This is a genomic window from Ruegeria sp. D4, from assembly GCF_056534475.1.
Genome location: NZ_JBQFPJ010000040.1, coordinates 1 through 4,575 on the forward strand (window position 1 = coordinate 1; position 4,575 = coordinate 4,575).

The window sequence follows — 4,575 nt, forward strand, 5'->3', positions numbered from 1 at the left end:
CGAGGGGTGGTTGCAGGGCAATGCTGAATCTCAGATCAATTGCGGCAAAGCGGTCAACGTCAGCACTGAGTGCGCTTGCCTGCCTACTTTTTGAACCCGCTGGGTCGCAGTTCATTACTGCGCCGGGCAAGATAGGCGCGGCTCAGGTCCCGGATCATCACCTTTACCGGTGCGGCTGGTCGGGTGAAGGCAGGACCGTCCAGAACTATGCATCTGTCCTTATGTGAAACAAGTTGGGTTCTTTTGAAATGCTCTGCCCCCAGGGGAAGGTGCGGTCAGAGTAACTTTTCTTCATGCAGAAATCTCTATACGTGCCACAAGGTCTGTACGTATTGCAAAGCTTCGTTGGTCCGTTTCTGTCGGACCGTTTGGCGAACGAAGCTACCGTTCGCGTCAATAGCGCGACATGCGTTGGGCTATTTCCTGAACAGTGTTGCCTTCTCAGATTAGAATGCGAACCGCCGATCCAATCTCTAGGACCCGAGAGGCGCGGCAAAAGAGCCCTGATACTTCAAGAGATTTGAAGATGGTGAAGGTAGCAAGTCAATTCTAAAGATCTATTACACAAATCCGGGTCCCGCGGCCGTGCACTTTATGCCCAAGTCACTTCGATCTCCGCGACATCACAAGCATCACTCGATCTCGATTATGAAGCCGGAATTCCTGAGGTAAGTCGACGTGTCATCCCAGCGGATCGCTGGCGGGCGGCTGTCCCGGCTGCGCGCGAAGCTTATGTATCGGGCGTAGTTCGCGTTCGAGCCGGAATTGTTGGGTTGACCGGGATGCCAAGGGGTGTAGGTCGCAGGTTCGCCTGTCACCCAGGCCCATCCAACGCTCGGCTCCGAGCTGCCCGGGATTTGGTAAAGACCTATCATCGGCCCCTCCCACTGGCCAACCCCTTCGGAAAGTTGATGCCACGAAAGAAAGCGCGGGTCAGACGAGAAGAGTTCGTAGACGAACCGGTTTTCCTCGGCATCACCAAGCGTCACAAGGTGGCCGCCTGCTCGCTGAGCTGCGTTAGCGGCGTTCTGCCAAAAGCCGCCCTTGGCGAGCACCGCGATGTAGAGATGGCCAGCGTGATATCCGAACCTGACCACCGACGCGTCCAAGGCCTTAAGCGCGCGCTCAAGGCGCGGCTCGATACCGGCTGGCAGATCGGTGGGATCAAAGCGCTGCGCGGTGTCACGAAACATCGTTTCCATGGATTTAGCGTCCGGTAGTCGGTCCAAAAGCGCCCGGTCAATTCTGTCGCCGGGGTTGAGCCCATAGGCGAGACGTGCCGAAGCCACGGCAGCACGAGTGCGCGGCCCGATTGTGCCGTCCGGTGGTCCTACATCGTGACCGGCATAATTCAAAGCTTTCTGGACAAGTATGCGTTGGTCCTTGTCCAATTCTGCCCGTCCGTTTGCATCGTACCTTGCCGCCAGCCAAGATCCGCGACGAACAGGCTTGGCTGCACCGGTGTCTTTCAGGGCCAAGAGACTGCGCCGTGCCGCGACGACAAGCGGGTTCTCCTCTGTTGTTTCGAAACTCTCCAAGAAAGAAGACCATGCCTCTTCGGTGTTGTCCGCTTGCGCTGCGACGAATGCCTCGGCAATCCGCAGCATTTCGATGTTGGTTGTAGACGCACCATTGGTTGATGGCACGGCCGCCGGCACAAGGAAGATGTCTTGGCCCGGCAACGAACCATAGGTGAAGGGCTCCTGATAGCCATCAGTCAAGTCGAACACTGTGTCGCGGACCTTGCGGAACATCTTGCCCAACTCCAAACCCGGTTCTTCGATATGGCTCAGAAGCGCCTCGGCGTAGGGGCTGTTCCGGCCCTCGCCGTCAAGTGCCAGGGTGCCGCCGCGCGCTGCGTATCCCACCAGCACACCGCCCGGATCGATTCGCCCAAGTCCACGCCCTATGGAACGCGTCGCTGAAGTGCGGGTCATGTCGGCAAGAAATGGGTTGTTGCGGCAGGCATCAATGAGAATGACCTTGAGCCCCTGAACGTCCGCGACCGCGTTCACGATGGCGTCGAGCCGAATCGCTTCGAACTCCACATCGCGGTCGCTGCGCAACTCCGCGTTCACCGGGATCAGGTAGTTGGTGTTGTCGATCTCAATCCCGTGGCCGGCGAAATAAACCACCACCATCTCGGCACCCTCGGTCACCTCGGCGAAATCGCGTAATGTCAGGCGCATTTCGCGGTAGTCGAGGTCCTGCCCGCGGGTGACTTCAAATCCGATGCGCTCGAGCGCCGCAGACAGGTCTTCCGCGTCGTTGGCTGGATTCGGAAGGTTAGAGACATGCCAGTACTGGGAATTCCCGATTACCAGCGCGACGCGCTTTCCTGACGCGACAGCTGGGCCACAGAAACTCAATAAAACTGTCACCAAAAGCATGATGACTATGCAACGATTTAACGCCATCAGCAAACCTTCGAATCCCCTCGCGCTTGAGGATAGCACAGAAAGCAATTTCCGCGGCTGACCGCTTGGGCTCAGATTAGTCGTTCGCTAAGGTTTGCTCTAACCTCTGCTTTGGCACTACCGTTCAGGCAAGTGTCAACGCACGGTAGCGGTCGTCAGCGGATCAGCTTGATCGAGTACAGCCTAAAACGGCTAGTTGTTAAGTTTTTGGTGTCAAACCGAAGCTGACCGCGGCTTCAGAGCACAACGTCAACTTCCAAAAACGGTTACCCGCGCTCGAATTCAATAGTAGCGGTTCACTTGGCGTTGAATCTGGGTGCAATGACGCAAGATACGCACAACCGGGTGTATCATGGTTACTGCGTGTTCGGTGCGAGTGTGCCAGGTATTTGAAGCCTTACGAAGCATTACGACCTCCCATTGGTGACGTACGTTAACCCGGGTGAACGAAAGGTTCTGTGAACTGGGACACAGAGCGCCATTACAAGTTTCCGCCCCCCCAACCCGCCAGCACCAGCGACCCCCGTCAGCACCCGGAACGACTAGCCAGCGGTCCTGCCCTACGGACGCCGTCAGCACCAGTGACCACCCGTCAGCCCCCGAAACCACTCGTCAGCGGTCGTCTCAGCGCCAGCGGCCTCTCCAGCGGTCAGAAATGCCCCATGCTGACCCTCTAAATGCCCCCGAAACCGCCCCAGTTTCTCGGGCTCCGCTGAAAAGCCCATAGGTTTCATCGGTGGGCAAGGATTCCTTCCACCCCAGCCAGTTCATCGGAACATGGAACGACGAGAGGCACTTGGGGCTAAACCCTCCAAGAAATGCCCCCGTTTATGCCCCGGTGGTTTCGGGTTTTACGGGTGTTGAGGGTGGGCCCTCAGAGGTCGTTGAAGGCCCATGCCACAGGTCATAGCAGGTCGTAATCGACACCGTTCGCCCAGAAGTCCCAGTCGTCGCGCTTGTTATCCGCCGCCGACCCCTCAATCAGGTGCTCAGGACGTACGCAGCGCTCATTATGACAGCGATGGCGAACCACCGTCGCCTCATCGATCACCGCCCGGTTACATTGCGACAAGCATTGCAGGGACAAGTCGTGTTCTGCACAATATTCCGACGGCGTTCGGCGAACCCCCGATAAAGGCTTTCGCATATATTCAGGAAAGTCTCGCCGGAGGGGAACGGCCCACTCGAATAAGCGAGAACGGCGTCACCTTCGAGACCCCCCAACTTCATTGGGTCCTTCAGTTCTATTACAATTGCCTCAAGCAACGAACGGATGATTGGGTTGGCATGTTCCAACTCTGACCGGGTCGGATACCCAGTATAACCAGTAATATAGGCGATTAGCAGGTAACCGGTCTGAACAGACATCCGAGCTTTCCCATTTGCACTCCGTCCCTTGACTGTAGCTTCCGCCATAGTACCGGACAAGCGCGTCTGCCTTCGTCCGACATATCAGATGGACGCTTCTCCATCAGGGGTTTGATCTACGCCCTCCGATTCTCCATCAGCATCATCGTCCTCCCGGCCGTCGGCATAAATGCTTCCGTCGTTGGAAGTGCCAAGTGTGGCTTTTACCGGTTCTTCATCGGGATTGGAGGCGCTGACGTCAGACATTGTTTCACATAAGGACCGATGCATAGTTCCCGGGGGAAGCCCTATAAAGGCTGAAGGCAACCAAAGCTGCCAATGCGCATATTGGTCCCGCTATTTCCAAAAACGCTCGGATAGATGTTGGCGAGACATTGCCAAGGGAGAAATACCGGCAGAGGCTCCTCTCGGTCGGAAACAGCTTCCATTTACTTAAACTTACCATGTTCAACTCATACGCTAACAACGCCTGAGAATTAGCACGCACGGTCCAAACAGCGAAAAGCTATCGCAATTTTCAGATATTTTTTGATGCATTGGGCAAAATGGGTGTGCAGTGGTGCCAGGTAATTTGCATTGTCAACGAACCTACAGCCAATCGGTTCTTCAAAGGTTTCTTGCAAGTCTTTCGTCTGGCATCGGCATTTGAAGTAGTGATCAGCCCCACTTGTGTGGTCCAAGTTGATTGTTAGTGCGTGACCGGCCTTTGGTCCAATTGAACGATGGTTGCCGGGGCCGGCGGTTTATGTCCCAGAGCACTGTGCGGGCGTTTTGTGTTGTAGTGTTTCCT

At 56.1% G+C, this 4,575-nt stretch carries 5 protein-coding genes; all 5 read right to left on the reverse strand.

Translation table 11 applies throughout. The features are described 5' to 3' along the window. Window positions 1-632: 632 nt before the first annotated feature. Window positions 633-2,390 carry a caspase family protein gene (locus tag ACR0MI_RS23570; protein ID WP_170617631.1) on the reverse strand — a complete coding sequence of 586 codons (1,758 nt, stop codon included), beginning with the start codon at window positions 2,388-2,390 and terminating at the stop codon, window positions 633-635. A 931-nt stretch (window positions 2,391-3,321) separates the two neighbouring features. Beyond that, window positions 3,322-3,564 (reverse strand): HNH endonuclease, encoded by a 243-nt coding sequence (locus ACR0MI_RS23575; protein ID WP_480855741.1) that lies wholly within the window; start codon window positions 3,562-3,564, stop codon window positions 3,322-3,324. Then, entirely contained in the window at window positions 3,465-3,833 is a 369-nt protein-coding gene (locus ACR0MI_RS23580; protein WP_480855743.1) for a DUF2652 domain-containing protein, read from the reverse strand. Before ACR0MI_RS23580 ends, ACR0MI_RS23575 begins: the two co-directional genes overlap by 100 nt. A 36-nt stretch (window positions 3,834-3,869) precedes the next feature. Continuing rightward, the gene (locus tag ACR0MI_RS23585; RefSeq protein ID WP_170617626.1) at window positions 3,870-4,031 is read right to left on the reverse strand and encodes a hypothetical protein; all 162 of its coding nucleotides are present in this window, start codon (window positions 4,029-4,031) and stop codon (window positions 3,870-3,872) included. Window positions 4,032-4,473: 442 nt separating this feature from the next. Then, window positions 4,474-4,575 (reverse strand): integrase core domain-containing protein (locus tag ACR0MI_RS23590; protein WP_480442463.1); only part of this gene is annotated, 102 nt, incomplete at its 5' end.

What these genes read in the sequence shown, in the direction of transcription:
- ACR0MI_RS23580 (WP_480855743.1), bottom strand. Translation starts at nt 3,833, where the DNA reads ATGGCGGAAGCTACAGTCAAGGGACGGAGTGCAAATGGGAAAGCTCGG.
- ACR0MI_RS23575 (WP_480855741.1), bottom strand. Translation starts at nt 3,564, where the DNA reads ATGCGAAAGCCTTTATCGGGGGTTCGCCGAACGCCGTCGGAATATTGT.
- ACR0MI_RS23585 (WP_170617626.1), bottom strand. Translation starts at nt 4,031, where the DNA reads ATGTCTGACGTCAGCGCCTCCAATCCCGATGAAGAACCGGTAAAAGCC.
- ACR0MI_RS23570 (WP_170617631.1), bottom strand. Translation starts at nt 2,390, where the DNA reads ATGCTTTTGGTGACAGTTTTATTGAGTTTCTGTGGCCCAGCTGTCGCG.